Source organism: Longimicrobium sp. (assembly GCF_048594345.1).
Taxonomy (GTDB): Bacteria; Gemmatimonadota; Gemmatimonadetes; order Longimicrobiales; family Longimicrobiaceae; genus Longimicrobium.
Genome location: NZ_JBMDXM010000212.1, coordinates 1 through 19,478 on the forward strand (window position 1 = coordinate 1; position 19,478 = coordinate 19,478).

Annotated in this window: 12 protein-coding genes and 1 pseudogene; 1 reads left to right on the plus strand and 12 read right to left on the minus strand. The window is 67.8% G+C overall.

Annotated elements, in window-relative coordinates:
• Window positions 1-706: 706 nt before the first annotated feature.
• From ACOJUJ_RS22495 to ACOJUJ_RS22550, 12 genes and pseudogenes are all read right to left on the minus strand, one after another.
• A complete protein-coding gene (locus ACOJUJ_RS22495) occupies window positions 707-3,271 on the minus strand; it encodes a helicase C-terminal domain-containing protein (protein WP_420129161.1) in 2,565 nt (854 codons plus the stop codon).
• 174 nt (window positions 3,272-3,445) lie between these two features.
• On the minus strand, window positions 3,446-3,685 hold the full coding sequence (locus tag ACOJUJ_RS22500) for a hypothetical protein (protein WP_420129162.1): 240 nt from the start codon (window positions 3,683-3,685) through the stop codon (window positions 3,446-3,448).
• Between the two features lie 401 nt (window positions 3,686-4,086).
• Window positions 4,087-4,982, minus strand: a pseudogene (locus ACOJUJ_RS22505) (SIR2 family protein).
• Between the two features lie 258 nt (window positions 4,983-5,240).
• Window positions 5,241-7,031, minus strand: coding sequence for a diguanylate cyclase (locus ACOJUJ_RS22510; RefSeq protein WP_420129163.1), 1,791 nt, complete (start codon window positions 7,029-7,031; stop codon window positions 5,241-5,243).
• Between the two features lie 745 nt (window positions 7,032-7,776).
• Window positions 7,777-9,558 (minus strand): diguanylate cyclase, encoded by a 1,782-nt coding sequence (locus tag ACOJUJ_RS22515; RefSeq protein ID WP_420129164.1) that lies wholly within the window; start codon window positions 9,556-9,558, stop codon window positions 7,777-7,779.
• A 173-nt stretch (window positions 9,559-9,731) separates the two neighbouring features.
• On the minus strand, window positions 9,732-9,995 hold the full coding sequence (locus tag ACOJUJ_RS22520; RefSeq protein WP_420129165.1) for a hypothetical protein: 264 nt from the start codon (window positions 9,993-9,995) through the stop codon (window positions 9,732-9,734).
• Between the two features lie 61 nt (window positions 9,996-10,056).
• On the minus strand, window positions 10,057-11,883 hold the full coding sequence (locus ACOJUJ_RS22525; RefSeq protein WP_420129166.1) for a diguanylate cyclase: 1,827 nt from the start codon (window positions 11,881-11,883) through the stop codon (window positions 10,057-10,059).
• A 41-nt stretch (window positions 11,884-11,924) separates the two neighbouring features.
• Window positions 11,925-12,299 carry a hypothetical protein gene (locus tag ACOJUJ_RS22530; protein ID WP_420129167.1) on the minus strand — a complete coding sequence of 125 codons (375 nt, stop codon included), beginning with the start codon at window positions 12,297-12,299 and terminating at the stop codon, window positions 11,925-11,927.
• A gap of 528 nt (window positions 12,300-12,827) precedes the next feature.
• The gene (locus ACOJUJ_RS22535) at window positions 12,828-14,189 is read right to left on the minus strand and encodes a hypothetical protein (RefSeq protein ID WP_420129168.1); all 1,362 of its coding nucleotides are present in this window, start codon (window positions 14,187-14,189) and stop codon (window positions 12,828-12,830) included.
• Window positions 14,176-14,577, minus strand: coding sequence for a hypothetical protein (locus tag ACOJUJ_RS22540; RefSeq protein ID WP_420129169.1), 402 nt, complete (start codon window positions 14,575-14,577; stop codon window positions 14,176-14,178). The genes ACOJUJ_RS22535 and ACOJUJ_RS22540 overlap by 14 nt, the downstream gene beginning before the upstream one ends.
• A gap of 611 nt (window positions 14,578-15,188) precedes the next feature.
• Window positions 15,189-17,033 (minus strand): relaxase/mobilization nuclease domain-containing protein, encoded by a 1,845-nt coding sequence (locus ACOJUJ_RS22545; RefSeq protein WP_420129170.1) that lies wholly within the window; start codon window positions 17,031-17,033, stop codon window positions 15,189-15,191.
• Complete coding sequence (locus ACOJUJ_RS22550; protein WP_420129171.1) at window positions 17,030-17,503, minus strand: plasmid mobilization protein; 474 nt, start codon at window positions 17,501-17,503, stop codon at window positions 17,030-17,032. The genes ACOJUJ_RS22545 and ACOJUJ_RS22550 overlap by 4 nt, the downstream gene beginning before the upstream one ends.
• A gap of 446 nt (window positions 17,504-17,949) precedes the next feature.
• On the opposite strand from ACOJUJ_RS22550, the gene ACOJUJ_RS22555 reads away from it, so the two are divergent.
• Window positions 17,950-19,146 (plus strand): hypothetical protein, encoded by a 1,197-nt coding sequence (locus tag ACOJUJ_RS22555; RefSeq protein ID WP_420129172.1) that lies wholly within the window; start codon window positions 17,950-17,952, stop codon window positions 19,144-19,146.
• Window positions 19,147-19,478: the final 332 nt, after the last annotated feature.

A 19,478-nucleotide genomic window follows, 5' to 3' on the forward strand; every position in this document is an offset into this window, starting at 1 on the left:
GACGCCACGATTCCTCCCGGATACCTGTGGGGAAAGGGGCCACGTGCCCGCGAGAGCCATCGACCAGCTGTGCACCTCGCCGCGCGTAGCCGCAAAGCTCCGCGACGGCATACCTGGAGCTACGTGAATAACCGAGGCTCATACGGAATCCGTGAAAACACCTGTCATTCTGAGAGAGCGCCCTCGTCGGCCTCTCGGGAACGCCACGAAGCCAGTGGCGCGACCAAAGAATCTCCCTCCCCTCGCGCGGAACCCCTTTCCCGGCAACGCCCGGGAACCTGGTCGTGACAGAAAGAACCGCGCGTTTCAGCCTACAGATTCTTCGGTCGGCGCCATGCTCCTGCGCGAACGGAGAGCGTTGCGCGGCGCCTCCCTCAGAATGACAGTTTTGTCGGATCTGGTATCAGGTTCGTAAGCTCCCCGCAAAATCTGGTGATTATTGGCACGATCAGCGTACGTACGCAAGTCGGAACTCAGCGCCCTCCGGACCGGCCAATGGCATCTCGCAAGAAGCTCTGGTACTCCGATGTCGGATGAGTACGGAACGGGGGTCACGGCACGGGAAGCAGCCGGCGTGGCCTCCTCTATCCCTGATAGGAGTGGCTGGATCTTCGCCCCATACACGTGGGGCGGACCGCATCGTCGCGATCCGCCCCACGTGTTTTGGACAGGATGATGGATCCCCTGCTCTGCACGGCGCCCTTCCCTACCCCGCGCGCCGGGCCGGCATGCGCTCGCCGTAGTGGGCCAGGATGGCGTCCTTCACCACGCGCCACGGGCCTTTGACCAGCGGCGCGGGCGGCAGCGAATCGGTAAAGTAGCGGCCGTAGCTTTTGCGGACGATGCGTCCGTCCAGCACCAGCACCACGCCGTAGTCCTCGCGGCTGCGGATGAGCCGGCCAAAGCCCTGCTTCATCCGGATGGCCGCGTGGGGGAGCATGTACTGGATAAACGAGTTGCCGCCTTCGCGCTCGATGGCCTCGATGCGCGCCGCCGTCACCGGCTCGCTGGGCACCTTGAACGGCAGCTTGGGGATGATCAGCCCGCGCAGTGGCTGCCCGGGCACGTCCACACCTTCCCAGAAGCTGGTGGTGCCCAGCAGGATTCCCCGCCCCGACGCCGCGAACCGCTCCACCAGCTGCGCTCGCGGCGCCTCGCCGTGCACGAACAGCGGCCACTGCAGGTCCGCCCGCCGCTCGCGTAACGCGCTGGCCACGTGGCGCAGCGCGCGGTAGCTGGTAAACAGGACAAAGATGCCGCCGTCCGAGATCTTCGCCAGCTCCAGCGTGGCGCGGATCGTCGCCTCGTCGTGGCGCGGATCGTGGTCGCCCGCGGGCATGGGCAGGTCGGTGGGGACGCAGAGCAGCGTCTGCTTGGGGTAGTCGAACGGCGAGGGAAAAACGCCCTCCTCCACGGTGAACTCGTGCGAGAAATCCGCCCCGATCCCCAGCCGCTGCCGCATGAAGCGGAAGTTGTTCTGCGTCGCCAGCGTGGCGCTGGTCAGGATCACCGTCGGCACCTTTTCGAACAGCACGTCGCGCAGCACACTGGACAGGTCCAGCGGCGCAGCGTTCAGCGTCAGGTTGCCCTCGCGGCCGTCGCGGGGCGGCTGGCGCTCCATCCACCGCACCATCTGCGTCTCCACCTCGCCCGGCCGCAGCGCGCCGCGCAGCCCGTCCATCAGCGCCCCCGTGCGGTTGGTGGCGCCGCGCAGCTCCACCAGCTGCGGCTCCAGCCCCTGCTTGAGCTGCTCGTCGGCCTGGATGCGCTCCTTGAGCTGCTCCATCCCCTCCAGCAGCCCCGTCAGGTTGTCCAGCAGCGCCGTCAGCGCGTCGTCCAGCCCCAGCACCCAGATGGGGTGTGCGTCAAAGTTGTCCTCCAGCCGCACCACCGGGTCGGAGCCGGCGAACACGTCGGAAAGAAAGGAGAACACCGCCGCCGCCCGCTCGCGCGCGCCGTCCAGCGACGGCAGAATCCGCTCGTCTACCAGGTCGAGGGCCGAGCGCGCGATCAGGTCCGTCTTGATCGACGAGATCGCCGTGCGCAATGACGGGAACACGCCCTTGCCGCGCGTCTCCAGCCGGCGGAGCGTGCGAAAGATGCCGCGGCGCGAGACGGTGGAGCCCAGGTGGCTGGTGGCCGCTTCTTCCAGGTTGTGGGCCTCGTCCAGCACCAGCCGCTTGTAGTGCGGCAGCACCGCGGGCGCCGTGTAGTTGCCCTGCAGCTTGCGGACGGCGATGTCGCTGAAGAGCAGGTGATGGTTGGCGACCACCACGTCCGCCTGCGCCGCGTCGCGCCGGGCGCGCTGGTAGTGGCAGTCCTCAAAATGGGGGCACTTGGCGCGCAGGCACAGGTCCGTCTCGCTCTGCACCTCGTCCCACACCTCCGAGCTGGGGCGAAACGGCAGGTCGCTCAGTGAGCCGTCGTTGGTCTGCCCCATCCAGTCGATGATCCCCTTGAGCTCCGCCTGCTTCTCATGCTCGAAGAGCGTGGACGCACTGGCTTTCGCGAGCAGCGCGCGGCGGATGGAGACGTAGTTGCTGCGCCCCTTGACCAGCGCCCAGCGAAAGTTTTCGCCCAGGGCGCGGCGAAGCAGCGGCAGGTCCTTGTCGACCAGCTGCTCCTGCAGGTTGATGGTGTTGGTGGATACCACCGTGCGCTCGCCGTTCTGAAGCGCCCAGCGGATGGCGGGGAGAAGGTAGGCCACGGACTTGCCCGTCCCCGTCCCCGCTTCGGCCACGCCCACGCCGCCGGTGTTGTACAGCCCAGCGATCATCCGCGAAAACTCGCGCTGCTGCGGGCGGTCCTCGTAGCGGGGATGGCGCACGGCCAGCGGTCCGGTGGGCCCCAGGTCCGCATCGATGCCATCCAGGTCCAGCGGCTCGTTCTCGTCCGGCTCCGGCGGCTCGACTGCGACGTACAGCTCGCTGGCCTCGTTGTCCGTGATGGCGAAGCCCAGCCCCAGCTCCCACAGCTGCGCCGCGACGCGAAAGTCCGCCTCCGACGGCTCCAGCAGGCCGGACGGATGGTTGTGGATCAGCAGCCCCGGCTGCGGCGCGTCTTTCGGAACCAGCGCCAGCACCGCGCTGGCGTGCCCCCGCCCGATCACCCGCGGCTCCACCACTTCCCCCGCCTCGGCCACGCGCGCGACAAAGCACACCTCGTTGCCGCGCGCGCGCGCGATCTCCCGCCGGATCAGCTCTCGGGCCGCGGCGGAAAGAAAGTGCTGCACGGCGGAGCGCCGGGCGGGTTCGGTCGTGGGATTGGTCACGCGATCGATGGTTCAACGCGGCCGCCGCCCCGCGTGTGGCGGGGCGGCGGGGGTGCCGCTGGAGCCGGCGCGACGCCGGCTGCGGCGCCCGTCGCGAAGGATAACACCTTGCCGCCGCGCGCGGTATGCGGGCGGCGGATCAGCCGGTGCGTTCCGCGCGTTCCAGCAACGTTGTCAGCCGATGGCGTCGGCCGGATCGGATTCCGCCAGCGCCTCGCGCAGCCCCTCCTCGTCCTCCATCTCCACGTCGTCCTGCAGCAGAAAGCCCACGCGCACGGGCTCATTGGGGTCCTCCGGGCACTGAAAGCGCGCCGCGTAAATCCCCAGCTCCGACGGCGACGGGTGCCCGAACTGGATCTCGACCAGCCAGCTGCGCCCCTGCTCGTCCTGAAAGATCGCCCTGTCCTTCGCCATCCTGTCGCCGGCCCTGAAAGTCGGTGGATTCGGGGGATGGACGTCCATCCAACCCGTTCGCGTGCGCCCGCCGGAAGGATAACACCTCCCCGGCGGGCGCGGTACGGGCAAACGATGGCCCTGTCGCGCTGCGGCAGAGCGGGTCCGGGCCCTCGCACGGCCTTCAGCAAAGGATAGTCGGACCGCCCCTGATACCGATTTCCACGATTCGACGTGCACTCCGAGTTCTACTGCCGGGCTCACGCGGAGACACGGAGGGCGCGGAGACGCGGAGAAAATCACGCTTCTCCGCGTCTCCGCGTACTCCGCGCCTCCGCGTGAGATGTAGTTGTAAAGCCAGAATGCACAGCGAATTAGCAGAAACAATATGACATCCAGGGCCGTGGCCCCGAGTTCCCGCCTCAGGCGGCGATCGCCAGGGGCGCGGGAGCCAGGTCGTGCAGCACCCGCAGCACCTCGGCGGACTGGCGGTGGTTTTCGGCAGGATCGTAGGGGATGACGTGGATGTTCATCCGCGCCAGCAGATGCTCCCGCTCAAACGCGCCCGTGTCGGGGAGCAGCGCGTAGTGCGCGGGCACGTAGTTCTCGAACATCAGGGTCAGCTCGCGCAGAAGCAGGTTGAAGTCCGGATCGCTCAGGCTGTAGCCTACAAACAGGAGCGTGTGGTTCAGCACCGCGCCAAAGAGAAAGCTCCGCACGTGCGGATTTCTCAGAATCATCCGGTCGTAGTCGCGGGTGGAAAGACGAGGCTCACGGGTGACAGGATGTCGCCGTGCATCTTGTAGATGAACAGGTCGGGATTGAACAGCGCTTCGCCCATCGCCTCGATCCCGTTGGTGGTGAACGTGCTGGGCGCCCGGTTTCTCACCTGGGTGATCGTGGTCTCCAGCAGGCGATCGTAGTTGGTGGTGATGATCCCGCGGTAGTCGGTTCCCGCGATCAGCCGGTGCACGGGCGATGAGGGAATCGGCCGGTCGAGTTCCTTCTTCAGAACCCGGGTGTAGTCCCACGCCCCCAGTGTGTCGCGCGCGAACTCCGCGAGCATCAGGTAGTCGCGCCGTGCCTCCATCGCTTCCAGCCCCTGCAGCCGGGCGTTCGGACTGCGCTTTGCCTTCGCGACCAGCCGGTCGATCAGCTGCGGCCACGTCGGAAATCCGGCCAGGGACGACAGCCCGGAGCCGACGAACAGGATGCACTTTCGCGCGCGAACGGACTCGACCAGCTCCTCGGGAATCTCCACGTTCATCCCCCCCTGGCAAACAGAGTGAACAGCCGCTCCAGCCGGAAGATAATCCATCCGCAGCGCACGTCCACCCCGTTGCCTTTCCACTCTCGGAATCCGCCAGAGACGAGCACGCAGGCCGGTGGATCGGCGAATCGTATCAAGCCGTTGGCCGTCCAAGGTCTTGCGCACGCACAAACCCCGGCGTCGACCTCCAGGCCGACGGATCGTGTGCAAAGATGGGCATCCAGCGCCACAACTCCGCCACGTTGGTAGCGGAGTGGAAAGGGTCAGGAGGGGTAGAGCGGGCGTAGAGAGATGGGGGCCGGCAGCCTATCCGTAGACCCGGTTGCGGCCGGCGTGTTTGGCGGTGTACAGGCGTGCGTCGGCGATGCCCAGAAGGTCGTCGGGGGTGTCGGCCTCGTCGATGGAGCCCAGGCCGGCGCTCAGGGTGACGGTGAGCTCGGGGTGAATGACCGACCAGTCGTACGCGGCCACGGTTTCGCGCAGGCGGTTGCACAGGCGCAGCGCCTCGTCCTTGCGCGTTTCCACCAGCACCACGCAGAACTCCTCGCCGCCGTAGCGCGCCACCACGTCCACCCCGCGCGTGTGGTCGCGGAGGATGCGGGCGACGATGCGCAGCACCTCGTCCCCCGCGGCGTGGCTGAAGCGGTCGTTGACGCCTTTGAAGCGGTCCAGGTCCAGCATGGCCACCGTCAGCGCGCGGCCAAAGCGCAGGGCGCGCTCCCACTCCGCGTCCAGCAGCCGGTCCAGGTGGCGGCGGTTGCTCAACCCCGTCAGCGCGTCCTCGCGCGTCTGGCGTTCCAGCTCCGTGGCCTGTGCGCGCAGCTGCTCCAGCAGCCGCGCCTTTTCGTCGTCGGCCGCGGAGAGCGCCTCGTTCTTCTGGCGCAGGATCTCGGCTTCGCGGCGCGACTGCCGCACCTCGGAGCGCAGCATGGCGCTCTGCACGCGCAGGTTGGTCTCGGTGCTGAACACCTCGCGCCACGCGTGGTGGTACGCGCGAAAGTGCTCCAGCGCCTTCGCCGGCTCGCCCCGGATCTCGTGCACCCGCGACAGCGCCTCGTGCGCGGCGTACACCTGCTGCCGCGCCCCCTGCGCCTCGGCGATGCGCAGCGCCTCGTGCAGGTGCGCCAGCCCCTGGTCCGCCTCCCCCAGCCGCGCCTCCACGCACCCCAGCCGGATGAGGATCTCGGGCTCGTAGATGCGCGCGTCCCGGTCGCGCGCCAGCGCCAGACTGCGCAAGTACAGCGCGCGCGCCGTCTCGTCGTCGCCACGGGCCTGGTGAATGCGGCCCAGGTCGCTCAGGCAGCTGGCCTCGTCGGCGTGGCCCACGGCGCGCAGTCCGTCCGCGGCGCGCTGCAGGTACTCCAGCGCCGGCCCGTGCTCGCCCTGGTCAAGGTACGCGTTGCCGATGTTGGCCAGGCACACCGCCGCCGCCTGCGGATCGTCGCGCTCCAGCAGCTCCAGCGCGCGCAGCATGTACTCCTGCACGCGCGCGGGCTCGCCCAGCTGCCCGTGGATGATGCCGATGTTGATGAGCGAGTATCCCACCCCGGCCCGGTCGCCGGTGTGCTCACGGATGCCCAGGCTGCCCTGGTGGTACTCCAGCGCCGATCCGTAGTCGCCCACCAGGTAGGCGGCGTGGCCCAGGTGGCTGAGCGAGTTGCCCTCGCCCACCGCGTCGCCGGTGGAGCGCTGGATTTCGAGCGCGTCCAGCAGCAGCCGCGCGGCCTGCACGTGCTCGCCGCGGCGCAGGTACACGTGGCCCACGCCGTTCAGCACGTCGGCGCGGCCGCGCACTTCGCCGGCCTGGTCCAGCAGCCCCAGCGCGCGGCCCAGCAGCTCCAGCGCGCCCTCGTAGTCGCTGTGAAAGTAGTAGCGCTGCGAACCCAGCGTCCGCAGCGCCAGCGCGATCCCCGCCTTGTAGTCGTCCGGCTCCGCCAGCGCCATCGCCTCGCGCGCCAGCGCCTCGGCCCGCGCGCGGTCGGTAAAGCGCAGCAGCCACGCCTCGTCCACCAGCGCGTCCACCCGCGCGCGGAGGTCCGCGGCGGGGGGATGGGTGATTTCGGCGAATCGTGCGGGGATGTCCAATCCGGCGGGCATGGGCAAGGGGTCGCGCGGCTGCGTTCGACGGAAGATCCGGCCGGTAGCGCAGATACGCCAGAGCAGCGCGCCTTCTCGGCCATGAATCGGCGGGCTTCTACGCACCGCCGCGCGAGAGGATTCAGCCCGATCGAAGTCCCGCGCGGCCGCACAGGCGGTCTTGGGGCGTGTAGCGTTCGGCCGTCAGGTGATTCTCCGACGAGAACGCGGAAGGTGCCTGCAACGCCGCATACGGCCCGAGTCCGTCGAGTCCGCCCAGTAGCGAATCAATTCGCCGGTGGAAAGTCGCGAAGTCCGCCGTCGCGGACGGTAGCGCGTCCGGAGCGCAACTTCGAGCCACGAGAACCCGACGCTGGATTTCAGTCGCGCGCCGAATGCGGAGGCATCCGGAGGTACAGCGCGGCGCTCCTTCGAAATAACAATTCGACCTTGAGGACGTGAGCCGGACGACGCCTCCAGTTGCGGACGCGCAGGTGCCTGGAACTCCCTGCAGCGCCGGGCCGTCGTGTCCGCGCAGGCGGACAGCGTGAAGTCGTTGCCGCGATTTCAATCGCTCCAGACGGAGCCGCCCGATCCGCCGGGTTGTGGCCGCGCTCCGCGCGTGCGCCGCAACGTCCACGTGCACGAATCCGCACGGCTGCGCCGCCGCCGGCCAGCCCGCGAAGGCGGACTTCGTGTGGTTGTTGCAGCGAATTCATTCGCCCTTGCGGGCCGGCGGCGCGTTTCGTCGGCCCCGCCCCGCAATTCAATCCGCGCAGACGCGGTTGCGACCCAGGTGCTTGGCGGCGTACAGGCGCAGGTCGGCGGCGGCGAGCAGGGCGTCGGGGTCCTCGGCCTCGTGGGATCCGGCCAGACCTGCGCTGATGGTGACGGCAAGCCCCGGGCGGACCATGGCCCAGTCGTACGATTCCACCCGCGCGCGCAAACGGTCACAAAGCCGCGCACCATCCTCCAGATCCGTTTCGACCAGGACCAGGCAGAACTCCTCGCCACCGTAGCGGGCGACGGCATCCACGCCGCGCGTGTTCTCGCGAAGAATGCGCGCCACCGTCCGCAGCACCTCGTCACCTGCAGCGTGTGAGAAGCGGTCGTTCACATCCTTGAAATGGTCGATGTCCAGCATCGCAACGGTAAGCGATCGATCGAAGCGAACCGCACGCTCCCACTCCGTAGCCAGCAGCGTGTCGAGATGGCGGCGGTTGGACACACCGGTGAGCGCATCCTCACGCGTCTGCCGCTCCAGTTCGGCGGCCTGCGTGCGAAGCTGCTCCACGAGCCGCGCCTTCTCCTCGTCCGCGAGCGTGAGCGCTTCGTTCTTCTCGCGCAGGATTTCGGCTTCGCGCTCACTCTGCCGGACCTCCGCGCGTACACGGACGTTCTGGATGCGCGCGTTGGTTTCGGTACTGAAGACACTACGCCACACCTTGTAGAATGCGCGGTGGTGCTCCAGAGCCCGTGCCGTGTCGCCAACCCGCTCGTATGCTCCCGCCAGGGCCTCATGCGCGGCGTAAACCTGCTCACGCGCGCCCTGCTCTTTCGCCAGGTCCAGCGCTTCGTGAAGGTGCTTCAGTCCGGCGTCGTGCCCAAGCCGCTCCTCCAGTTGCCCAAGATGCACCAGGATCTCGGGTTCAAAGTGCCGCGCACCCCGGCGACGCGTCAGTTCGAGACTCTGTAGGAAATACGAGAGCGCCGCGGTGTCATTGCCTCGTGCCTCGTAAACGCACCCGATTTCGCAGAGGGAATTTGCCTCGCTGGCGTTGCCGAGGGCGCGGAACGATTCGGCAGCCTGCTCGAGATACTCCAGCGCCGAGTCGTATTCGCACAGCAGTCGAAACGTAGTGCCGATGTTGTGCAGACAGATGGCGGCGGCCGGACGGTCGGAATGCTCGTGAATCCGCAGTGCGCGCGCCGTATGCTCAAGCGAACGCTCGATCTCGCCTAAATGACCGTAGAGAGCGCCTATGTTCATCAGCGAGGCGCCCACAGCTCCCTCGTCTTCCTGCAACTCACGAATCGCCAGGCTGGCTTGATGGTACTCCAGGGCGGCTGCGTACTCGCCCGTCTGACTTGCGACCACACCCAGGTTGTTGAGCGACCTGGCTTCACCGACGCCGTCGCCGCTGGCCCGATGAATCTGCAGCGCCTGCAGGTGTAGCCGCGAGGCCTGTGCGTACTCGCCGCGCCGCTCGTGCACATAGCCCATTCCCGCGAGCACGTCGCCCCGGCCACGCGTCTCCCCCGCCGCATCCAACAACGCCAGGGCACGCGCGAAAAGTTCATGCGCACCCTCGTGGTCCGAGGCGAAGTAGTTGCGCTGTACCCCCAGCGTCCGCAGGGCGAGCGCGATTCCCGCCTTGTAGTCCTCTGCTTCCGCCAACTCCAGCGCCTGCGAAGCCAGCGCTTCGGCCCGCGCGCGGTCGGTGAAACGCAGCGGCCACGCTGCGTCGTTCAGCGCATCGATGCGCTCTCGCGTGGCTTCTGACGGAGAAGAAGCCGGGATATCGGTTCCGGCCGATGAGGTATCCATAGGAACCTGCGAAAGAACGGGAGTGCAATGAAGCCGCCCCTGTGGGGACGAAACGGCAAAAACGATTATGCACTGCAATCCGGCGGCACGCTAGAAAAACGTCCCGCAGCCAGGAAGGGTACGGGACGTAGTTGATGAAGCTCCAGGAACATCCATCCCGCTCCAAAGCCGGCTCATGTCACCGACCGCTTTCTCAGGTTCGTGACGGAAACATCGACGGACCGGGACGTCCCATCGACGCGCGCGGAGCTGATCACGATCGCATCGTCCCGCCGCTCGCCCGGAACGTAGAGCACGAATACACGGTCGTCACCTTCGAAGATCGTGGTGAGGACGAGATTCTTCGCCCATTCGTCCGGCATGGGCTCGTAGTCTTCGAGTGCCTTGCGCGTGGCAAGCCGGGCAATTTCCTCGAGTTCATCGAGCTCTTTGCTCATACCGGGGGCTCCAGCGGCAACGTGCCTCCGCGCACAGGCGTCAGGCGCGGCGGTGGGGCGCTCAATCCGCGCAGACGCGGTTGCGGCCCTGGTGCTTGGCCGCGTACAGGCGCAGGTCGGCGGCGGCGAGCAGGGCGTCGGGGTCCTCGGCCTCGTGCAGGCCGGCGGCGCCGGCGGTGATGGTGACGGACAGGCCCGCGCGCAGCGCGGTCCAGTCGTAGCTCTCCACCAGCCCGCGCAGGCGGTCGCACAGCCGGGCGCCCTCGTCCAGCCGCGTTTCCACCAGGATCAGGCAGAACTCCTCGCCGCCGTAGCGGGCCACCACGTCCACGCCGCGGGTGTTGTCGCGCAGGATGCGGGCGACGGTGCGCAGCACCTCGTCGCCCACGGCGTGCGTAAAGCGGTCGTTGACCGACTTGAAGTGGTCCAGGTCCAGCATGGCCACCGTGAGCGCGCGCCCAAAGCGCAGGGCGCGCTCCCACTCCACCGCCAGCAGTGCGTCCAGGTGCCGGCGGTTGCTCACGCCTGTCAGCGAGTCCTCGCGCGTCTGCCGCTCCAGCTCCACCGCCTGCTCGCGCAGCTGCCCCAGCAGCGCGGCCTTTTCCTCGTCCGCCTGGCGCAGGCGGTCGTAGGCGGCCGTAAGCTCGTCGTTCTTCTGGCGCAGGATCTCCGCTTCGCGCTGCGCCTGCTGCACCTCGGCGCGCACCAGCACGCTCTTGATGCGCGCGTTGGTTTCGGCGTTGAAGACGTCGCGCCAGACGGCGTGAAAGGCGCGAAGGTGCTCCAGCGCCCGCTCCAGCTGGCCCCGGCTCTCGTAGACCGCCTGCAGCGCCTCGTGCGCGGCGTACACCTGCGGGCGCGCGCCCAGCTCCCGCGCGATCTCCAGCCCGGCGTGCAGGTCGGCCAGTCCCTGCTCCACCTCGCCCATGCGCACCCGCAGCGCGCCCAGCGGCACCAGCGTCTCCGCCTCGAACACGCGGGCGCCCAACTGCCGGGTGATGTGCAGGCTGGCCAGGTAGAACTCCAGCGCGCGATCCACCTCGCCGCGCCGCTCGTGGATCCGGCCGATGTCGCGCAGGCAGGTGGCCTCGCCGTCGCGGCCCCCCGTTTCGCGCAGGCGCACGGCGGCGCGCTGCATGTACTCCAGCGCGCGCTCGTCGTCGCCCAGCTCGGCGTAGGCGCTTCCCACGTTCAGCATGGAGATGCCGGCCGCGCGCGGGTCGGCGCCCTCCTTGATGGAAAGCGCCTGCAGCATGTACTCCAGCGCGCGCCGCGACTCGCCCATCTGCCCGTGGATGTTGCCCACGTTGTTCAGGCAGTACGCCACGCCCACCGTGTCGCCAATCTCCTCGCGCAGCTTCAGGCTGGCCTGGTAGTAGTCCAGCGCCTGCCCGTAGTCCCCCAGGTGGTACGAAACGTTGCCCAGCGCGTTGAGCGAGTGCCCCTCGCCCGGACGGTCGCCCTGCGCGCGCTGAAGCTCCAGCGCCTGCAGGTGCAGCCGCATGGCGTCGGGGTACTCGCCGCGGCGCCAGTGCACGTTGCCGATGCCGTTCAGCACGTCGCCGCGGCCGCGCGCGTCGTCCGACGCATCCAGCAGCGCCACCGCGCGATGAAAGCGCACCAGCGCGCCGTCGTAGTCCGCGCGCACCAGGTAGTCGTGCGTGCCCAGCGTCCGCAGCGCCAGCGCCGTCCCGGCGGCGTAGCCCTCCGCCTCCGCCAGGGCAAGCGCCTCGGCCGCCACCTCCGCGGACCGCGGCGCGTCCAGCATCCGCAGCTCCCAGGCGCGCTCGTTCAGCGCATCCACCCGGGCGCGCACATCCGCGTTGCCCGCCAGGGCCGGAGCGGGAACCATGTCGGGAGTTTCCAGCGACGCCTCCATGGGGAGCATCAACACGAGAGGGACAAGATCCGCCTGACGCCACTCACCTGTCACCCGTCCCGCGCTCTCGAGGCGGGAGGGTTGGGGTTCCGCGTGGCGACGCCTCGCATTCCGGCCCACAGCACGGCACCCATGATCAGCGGCCAGGGGAAGAGAATCCTCGGGCCCGTGATCATCACCACAAGGACGACCAGGAGGATGAAGATGCCGATCACCGCGAGCCCGGCCTCGTCACTGCCGGCGTACACCGGCACGGCCAGGGCAAAGAAAACGAGGGCGACCCCGTACCAGAGCCCCCCGCCGATCCCCTCCATGTCCGCCTGGATGCCCTGAACAAGGATGAAGAGCCCGATGAGCACCGTGGCAATCGCCGCCCGCACCGGGTTCCGCTCCCTCGCGTTCCGGCTCAGCCTGCCGAGCTTCATCGTTCGCTCCGTCCTCAAGAACGCGGAAGGTTTCGGGCGGGTCCGTCAATCCTCCGATCCTCGTCCGGCGGCGTGCCGCCCCTTCCATCATGGTGCGGGTGGACGGTTCCAGGGATCGCGCATCAGGTGGATCGATCGTCACGGTCCGGACCGCTCCGGACATCATCCACCGATCCTCACCCCCCGGCGCCTGCAGCCACGCGGTGCAGATGGCGGGAATGGTGTTCCCCCGGAAAACGCGGATGGCCCCCTGCCGCATTCCATCTGCGTCCCGTTTCCGACGCCCTCACAAAAGATCCTGCCTCGTCGACATCCCCCACCCGCACCCGACACGTGGGAATCCCGCCTCACACCACGCGAGCAGCGGAAACGGCACAAGAAAACTCCGTTAACTCCGTTGACTCCGTGTCACCGCTGCCGCCGCCCCCAGCAACGGCCCGCCGTGCTCGAAAGTGCCCGTCTTTACTCGCTTTTCGCCCCTCTGCCCGCCCCGGCACCCTGCCGGGGTGGGATAGATGTGGGATAGGTTCATGCGGCTTTCTTTTGGTCCGCCTCCGTAAGAAACGCCCGCATGCTGCGGCGCGCCTCCGCCGCCCGCGCCCTTACTCGTTCGTTCTGCGGGTCTTGGTAGATCCGTTCCCGCGTGGCGCTGTCGCTGTGGCCGGAGATACGGTTGAGCACCTGCGCGTCCTGCGCAAACTCGGGCGCAAGGTCCGTGGCCTGCCTGCGCAGGCCGTAGAACGCGCGTCCCTTCCTGTGCTCCACGCCCGCAATTGCCTCCAGCTCGCCAAACTTCTCCCGGAGAGTATGATCGGACAGGGGCTTGTCCGTCGCGCGGCACAGAGGCACGTAGGCGCCTTCTTTGAGCTTGCCAGTGGGGAACAGGAAGTAGTCCGAAATCTCCCCGCGCTGGTAGGCGGCTTCCGCCTCGCACAGGTAGCCGGTGGACAGTACCTCGTCCACCAGCGCACGGAGTTCCGGATGCAGGTCAACCGTCTCTCCGTGCTTCTTGCCCGCCCCGTGCACGATGAAGCGGCCCAGCCCGAAGCCGCCTACCTGCTCGTCCAGGATCAGGTCCGACCGCTTGGCCCGCACCGCCTGTCCGGCGCGGAGTTCGGCGGCAAGCTCGATGAGGAGCCGCAACCGGGGATCGGCTTTGGGAAGCGCGGCGAAGATCGCCGCAACCTCGTCCACCTGGTGGCGGGGCCGCTGGACCTCCACCCGGTGGCCCGTGAGCGCCCGCCATTCCTCGCGTAGCTTCACCTTCCAATTGGCCTTGGGGATGGCTGCGCCATCGGGGATCAACCCCTCCTGTCGAAGCCAAGAGGCGACGGCGTAGAGCATCACGCACGTTTTTTCCGCCGCGTTGGCGCCGCTGCCGTCGCGGCTCCGCTGCGCCATCAGCCGGACAAGGTACATCATCGTTCCGGCCGTGAAATCCTCCCACGTAAGGTCCTGATCCAGAAGCGCAACCGCCGCCTCTGTGTACCGCTTGGCCTGCCGTACGTGGTCATTGACGGTGGCGTAAGCGCCTTTGAGCGGATCAAACATCCGCTCTACCCCCTGCGCCAGCGTGAGCGGCGCGGGGCCGTCCTGCTTCGTCGGCTGCTCCGGCTGGGGCTGCGGCTGCGGGTTGATGATGACCACTCCGCGCACCGCCGCGTTCGCCTGCATCATTGCCGATGCCGCCGCAAGCGCTTCGCGCTTCCCCTCGCGGCGGTCGCGGTGGCCTAAGCTCCGCTTTTGCTGCTTACCCTTTTTGTCAAGCCAGAGCAGGTAGAGCACCCCGCCGGGTTCCCGCTCGGCAATGCGGATCTTGGCCCCGTAGATACCAAAGGACTCGGACCAGCACTTCTTTGCAGTCTTGGACTGCCGCTTAGTCTTGGGCATCATCGCCTCCGTATTTGGAGTGGATGATATCCCGGAAGAGCCTACCCTTAATATAACCACTTTGCGGCAAAATGCTAGATGGTGCCTCACTTTTTAATGTTTTCTTTGGTAAATCAGAGCGCCGGATCAGGGGCTTTGATTTGCGCCCGGAATTGGGAATTTTCCCCTGCCGCACCATGCGGGAAAGGTGGTCGGCGGTATAGCCGGACTCCTGCGCGGCACGCGCGAGAGTAAGTACCTCGTCGCCCGCGCGCCGCAGCGCCGCCGCAAGCTCGTCGGCGCAGAAATCGAGAATGCGGGCCTGGGAGTCGGCGCCCAGGCGGCGCTGTTGCGCCGCAAGGGTGCGCCACTCGCCGGGAAGCTCGTTGGGGGTGGGCTTGGGCTGCATGAGGTCACGCCGCGTCGTCGGTGGCCGTCACTCGACGCACCGCGCAACCGCACGACCGCGTTCTGTCCGCCCGCGCCGGGTGCCCGCCGCCGTGCCGCCACACCCCGCCCCCGCTACTCCCCGCCGCGCGAAACGTGGGGGTGTGGGGGGCGCTGCCCCCCGAAAATGCCCGCCGCAGGCGACCTACCCGCCGGAGCGAGCTTGCGAGCGCAGGTGATAGCGAGCCTAAGCGAGCGTAACCGCCGGACCCGGCGCGCGCGGGGATGCAGGGGGCGGCGAGACGGGCGACGTGTGCCGGGTGTGGCCGTTTGAGGAACCGGAGTGGGTGGGGCAAGGGACGGCGGGGGCTGGGGTTAACGCTGGCCGCGCTTCCCCTGTGATACCCCATGCGGCCACTGCGGGCCTCGCGTGAGGGATTCGCGCCCGGAGGGCCGGGACAGTCCGGCGGGGCGCCCGGTGGGAACCCTGCACGCGTGCGCTGCGGCCCCGTCGGCGAGCACGGAACCGCCGGAGTGGCCCGGCGCAGTCGGACATGGTTGTATCGTGTCCTACTGCGCGCGAAGCCCGGCCCGGAGCGAAGCGGAGGGACACGCCCTCGTTGCGCGGGCGGGTTAGTGGTCGATCCCCCGGTCTATCTCCCTGCCCCTGCCCCTGCTGCGGTCGCGGTCGAGCAGGCCCCGCGCGGCGTGTGAGAGGATGCGCGCGGCGATCCGCGCCGCCTCACGGTCTTCGGGCGGGATCAGCCGCGTAAGCTCCTGCCTGACCCAATCCACACCGCGACTTCGAGCGAGCGGCGCAAGAAGCTCGGCGGCTCGCTCCTCCGTGACCCCAGGCACCCGGAGTGCATTCCGCTTCGCCCGTGCGTCGTCAAGCTCGCGCTGCGCATCTCGGGCGCGCTGCTTCGCGTCGGCCACGGCAGCGGCACCCGGTCGCGCATCCTCGGCACGGATGACCTTGTCGAGCGCCCCTGCGACGTGCTGCTGTGCCTCCTGCCGGGCGGCGGCGGTGGTGTACTTGATTCCCAGCCCCCACCACGGGTACACGCTGCGCAGCGTGCCGAACTGCTCCGGTGCGTTGCTCAACGCTTCCTCCACACGAGCCTTGCCGTGCTCGCGCTGGCAGGCGATCAGGCGTTCAGCCGCCGACTCGGGATCGGTGTAGACTCGCGCGAGCGTTTCGCTCAGGCTGGCGGCATCGTAAGCGGCACCGCCCTGCAGGCGTTCCAATCGCTTCACCTCCTCCTCCGCCTGTTCGTTGGCCAGATAACGCGCGTTGAACTGCGCGTCGTACGCGAACCACGCGCGCGACTCGCAGGCAAGCTCGGCCGCGCTCGCCACTTCCGGCAGCACACCGCCGTCCCGCTCGCGCGCAGCCCGCAGGCGGGCGCGGAAACGTTCCTCCGGGTCCGGCGGTGCAGCCGCCGGCGTGGGGGTATTCGGGAACCGCTCCCGTGCACGCGCCGGCACGGGGGCAGTGTCAGGTTCGGGCGGCGGGCCGGGTGCCGGTGCGGGCGGCGGTTCTGGTGGGGCGGCGACCGGCGGGACTTCGCCGTCTGGACGGACGCGCACGGGGTCCGGCGCGGGAGAAGCGGGGGCCCGGGATGGAGCATGCGCGGGCACTGGCCCCCGCTGCCGCACGAGCTGGGGAACGGGCGCGGGTAGCTCCGGCTCCGGCGCACGCACGACGTCCGCCACCCGTGGCACGGGACGGGAACGGCGGTACTCGGACAGCTTGCCAAGCCGTTCCTCCATGAACCTGCGCGAAAAGCTCCGGTCCACTTCGGACGCCTTCACTTCCTGCCGCCCGTCGTGGATCGACAAGCCGCCGCCCTTGATGCGCAGGTGCAGCCCGACAGCCTCAAACCCTTCCTCCAACTCGGCCCACGAAGCGGCGCGGCCAAGCACTGGCCCGCCTCGCTCCTGCACCATCCGAAGGAACGCGGGATCACCGGGCACCAGCGCGGGTGCGGTCGGCCCAGGACGACGCTTGCGCGGCGCGACACGCCATCCAAGTGCCTTCTCTTCGGAACTCAGCGCCTTCTCGATCTTGGGCCAGTCCCAGCCGTTCTCCCACGCACGAGGCCTTTTCGGGTGCACCCGGTTGACCACGAGGTGCATGTGCGGGTGCGCCGTGTCGTTGTGGGCGATGATGAGCACTTGGTGCTCCGAAAGCCCCAGCTCGCGCAGCACCGTGTCCGCAACGCGGCTCATGCTGGCGCGGTCCACGGGGTCGCCCGGATCGGCGCTGACGACAAGGTGGTAGACGGGGCGCTGGGTCCGCACGGACTGGCGTGCATACGCCGCCATCAGGCGCGCGGCCGTCTCGGGGTCCTCCGTGGGCAGGTTGCGGGTTTCCACCCACTCCACGCGCTCGCGCTCCTCCCCGGCGGCTCCCTTCACCAGGTAGCGGGAGAGGCCGAGAAAGCCTTTGCCGAACGGAAGCGGCTTCCCGATCATCGGAAGATCCAGCGAAACGAGGCCTCCACCGCTTCCAGCGCGGGGAACACCTCCGAGTCCGGCGGCAGCTCCTCCTCGTCGGCGTGGGCGCCGTGGGTAAGCTCGTTGAGCGCGCGCCCGGCGATGACGATCACCCGCACGGCCTCCGCGGCTGTGGTGCCGGGCGCGGGGGCGGCGCAAATCGCCGCCTCCGTGACGTTGATCGTCCGTTGGATGCGTGCGGCGGCGGCATCGGCCCAATCAGCCATGGCGACGGCCTGGAGCTGCTTGAGGTTGTTCAGCACGCGGCCAAGCTGGCGCGTCAGTTCGTCGCGATGGTAGCGCTTCGGCGCGGGCGCCGCGCCGAGCGCCGCTTCGCGCACGTAGCGCAGCGGCGGGACGCCGCGCCTACGGGCGGCGTCCTCGACGCGCCCCCACTCGTCGGGGGTCCAGCGCGTAGGCTTGCGGATGGTGCGGCGGGGGCGTGCCACGGTGTTGCCGTCCTTTGAGCGCAGCGAAAAGCGAGGAGAGGATAGGTGCCCCGAGCGCAGCGAGGATAAAGGCACCTATCCTCATTCCTCGCTCCAGATGGTCACCGGGCCTAGGCCCGGTGGGTGCTGGGCGTGATACCCCGGATGGGTGGCGCCGGGGCTACGGCGGCGATTTGGCGGCACGCGAAATCCCGGGGGATTTTCGGCACGGGAAAACCCCCGGTGCCGATGGGTTTTGAATGGCACGCAGAATGTGCAGGTGCGTATGGTTTAGGAGTCGTGCATCTGGGAAGTTGAATCTGGCGCCAAAGGGGGGCAGCTCGTATAATCTGTCTGACTTCGCGCGCATGTTCTCCCAGTTTATGCCAAGCCCAGAACCGAAGCCGCCGCAGGACCGAAGCAGAAAGGGCGCAGTTCCTCCGATGCCCACCGCGCGAGAACCGCATTTGCTGCTCGACGAGGTGTCGGGCACGCTCGGTTTCGCGCTGTGGCGCGTCCTGACGGATTGCACCCTTTGGTTAGAGTCCAATCAGGCACCAGATCTGTTTTGGTCCGAATCGCCCTGGCGGGCTCATCTTCCAGACATTGCAGCAACGCCGGAAGTTATGCATGCGTTGGAGACATTAAGCCGCGTCTCTACGGGTGCTGCGTTCGACCGGAAAACCTTCGCCGACGCAAGCGCGTTGATTTGGGAGTGGGCAGAGAAGCGCGAGTTCCGCCACACAGCGCTGGCATTCGCGGAACTAGCGGCTCGCCTTGATCCGTATAATTCAGAGCGTGCCTCAACGGCGGGTCGGCTTTGTCGGCCTGTACGCGAGTACGTACGCGGAACGCGTTGGTATCGGGGTGCAGCCCGCCTAGCGCGGCTTGCTGATCGGGATCGGGAGTTTGCTATTGCCCACTTGGGATGGGGAAATTTAGAAGGTGAGCTAGGCAAGCTCGGTGCGGCGGAATTTCACGCTACCAAAGCGTTTCGGGCGGCACTGCGTGTCGGCCGCCATTCATTGGCCGCATCCGCTTATCACGACCTTATGACCGTGAAGATTCATACACACCGGCTTGAGGAAGCGTGGCAGCATGCTCGGGACGCACTGGCGCTGTACCGTACTGATCACCCCCGGTTCCCGGCGCTGATCCATGACATTGCGTACCTATGGAGCATGATGGGCCTGTTCTCCAGCGCCCTCGTGATCTACGTGCGCGTCCTAGCAATGATGACCCGTAGACGCGAGCGAATAACCGTTCTCGCGAACGTCGCCCGCGCAGCAGCAGCCGCGCATGACCGCGTGTATTATGAACGCGCCAAGACGGAAGTAATCCATGCGATTGAAAGTGAGGGGGATGACCTTGTCCCCGTCAGTGCGTTGTACCATTTGGCACGCGGCTGCCAAACTTATGAGGAATGGAACTTAGCCGAACGGCTCACCTCGCTCGTTCTGGAGCGGGCTAGCGGTCGATGGCTTGCTCGCGCGCAAGCCTTGGAGGCATCTCTAGCGGCGCGGGATGCGGGCGACGTAGACGTATTACCTGCGGAGGGAAGCGAAGTCGATCAGGTTCGCGAAGCCGTTCTGCGCCGCCTATCCAAGCACGGCGTAGAAGGCGACGATGAATCCACGCCACCCGAACGGTATCCGATTACGTAACGATTAGTAACCGCTGCCTAGCGTGCCGCCATAGCGGGCATTCGAACTGTCGCTGTTCGTCGTGCGCGCATCGCCGCTCGCGTCCGAAGCCTGATAGCCGCTCCCAAGGGTACCCCCGCTTCGCTGTTCATCCAGCGGAGGGGGGGTGTTGTCGTCTGGCGCAGTCGCCGTCCCGCTGTTGCAAGCCGCGATAGTCACTGCGGTGGCGCAGAACAGAGTAACTTTTTTCCACATTGGATGCGCTCGCTGATAGGGATTCCGGGCGGATTGGGGGCATTCCCCGATCCGCGCAAAAGTACCGCGCACCTAAAACGACAGCAACTAGGGTATCG

Bases quoted from the DNA above. Each gene is read 5' to 3' on its own strand.
- ACOJUJ_RS22500 (WP_420129162.1), bottom strand. From the start codon at position 3,685: ATGGCGAAGGACAGGGCGATCTTTCAGGACGAGCAGGGGCGCAGCTGG.
- ACOJUJ_RS22510 (WP_420129163.1), bottom strand. From the start codon at position 7,031: ATGCCCGCCGGATTGGACATCCCCGCACGATTCGCCGAAATCACCCAT.
- ACOJUJ_RS22515 (WP_420129164.1), bottom strand. From the start codon at position 9,558: ATGGATACCTCATCGGCCGGAACCGATATCCCGGCTTCTTCTCCGTCA.
- ACOJUJ_RS22520 (WP_420129165.1), bottom strand. From the start codon at position 9,995: ATGAGCAAAGAGCTCGATGAACTCGAGGAAATTGCCCGGCTTGCCACG.
- ACOJUJ_RS22525 (WP_420129166.1), bottom strand. From the start codon at position 11,883: ATGCTCCCCATGGAGGCGTCGCTGGAAACTCCCGACATGGTTCCCGCT.
- ACOJUJ_RS22530 (WP_420129167.1), bottom strand. From the start codon at position 12,299: ATGAAGCTCGGCAGGCTGAGCCGGAACGCGAGGGAGCGGAACCCGGTG.
- ACOJUJ_RS22535 (WP_420129168.1), bottom strand. From the start codon at position 14,189: ATGCCCAAGACTAAGCGGCAGTCCAAGACTGCAAAGAAGTGCTGGTCC.
- ACOJUJ_RS22540 (WP_420129169.1), bottom strand. From the start codon at position 14,577: ATGCAGCCCAAGCCCACCCCCAACGAGCTTCCCGGCGAGTGGCGCACC.
- ACOJUJ_RS22545 (WP_420129170.1), bottom strand. From the start codon at position 17,033: ATGATCGGGAAGCCGCTTCCGTTCGGCAAAGGCTTTCTCGGCCTCTCC.